The 1146-nt window shown below is 52.4% G+C and carries 1 protein-coding gene; it reads right to left on the bottom strand.

The annotated features are described in order from the left end of the window. Positions 1-6: 6 nt before the first annotated feature. Positions 7-1101: an IS630 family transposase gene (locus ACNS88_RS17580; RefSeq protein ID WP_435100642.1), complete on the bottom strand. Its 1095-nt coding sequence runs from the start codon at positions 1099-1101 to the stop codon at positions 7-9. Positions 1102-1146: the final 45 nt, after the last annotated feature.

Consider the following 1146-nt stretch of genomic DNA (forward strand, 5'->3'; position numbering starts at 1 on the left):
TAATGACTAAGATAATTTTTGAAAGTTAAGGAAGTTCTGACACCACTTCTTTGCGAAGCTAACTCGTTCTGTGATTTGTTCGAACGTCTCCTGAACGAGGTCTTTGAACTCCGCTACGTCCTCGACGATAATCGGACACATCGTCCATTTGAGATAGTCCCAGACCTTCTCGATTGGATTAAGATGGGGTGAGCTCGTCGGGAGAAAGATTAGATCGATCCCAAGTTCATGTGCACGCTTGCGCGTGTGCTTACACACATGAGACCCGTGCTTGTCCAAGACGAGCAGAATCCGCTTGCCGGGATTCTGCTCGCGGATCTCCTCCAAGACCTCGCAAATCTTCTCTTTTTCCTCGGTTTCTTTGAACGTGACGAGGCTCTCACCATTGAGAGCGTAGAACCCGACAGCCGACTCCTTTATTTTGACTAATGGCCGTTCGATGTGCGGATCATCGACGTACCACACTCGGCGCGAATTATCGTACGGCTGTGGTTTTGACGCATCAAAGAAGCCCAGAACGGTTCCACCGTCGGTACAGACATCATCGTCAACAACCCAGCCCTCCTCATCTTCACCCTTGCGTTTGTTGTGTGGCTGCTCGTCCTCGTCGAGCGCGTCCTCGACGCGCTCTTCGAGAATTTCGTCTGGGTTTTCCGGCTGGTGTGGCCGTTTTGGCCGTGGTTTCGCGTACGAGAGACCAAGATTCCGAAGAAAGGTACCGAGATAATTCGGGCTGTACGTAACGCCGAATTCTTCTTGGAGAAGGTGCTGAATCTCCTGTGATTTCCAGGGCTGGCCGTCACGAAGCATCTCAACCAACTCTTCCTGCTCGTCCTCGTCGAGTTTCGGGGGCCGTCCGCCCCCGAAACTCGGCAGGAGGGCCTCGAGACCGCCGTCATTCCACGCATCAGCCCAGCGACCACCCGTTGTTGCTGACATGCCTTCTCGGTCAGCAGCTTCCGGAATTGAATCGCCTCGATAGAGGTTCTTCAGAAAGCCTAACCGCCGACGTCGATGCTTGTCTTCGGCTTCACGCAGCAGCTCATCGATCTCCTCTTCGGATAGGTGATGCTTGATATCTATTCGGCGCGAGCGTTCCATTACCTCACTATATCTCTTAGATCACAAAAGATTTCGTACTCATTA

Origin of the sequence: Halorubrum shenae (assembly GCF_051194165.1) — an archaeon.
Taxonomy (GTDB): Archaea; Halobacteriota; Halobacteria; order Halobacteriales; family Haloferacaceae; genus Halorubrum.

Excerpts from the sequence above, each read along its gene's own strand:
- ACNS88_RS17580 (WP_435100642.1), bottom strand. The coding sequence starts at position 1,101 with ATGGAACGCTCGCGCCGAATAGATATCAAGCATCACCTATCCGAAGAG.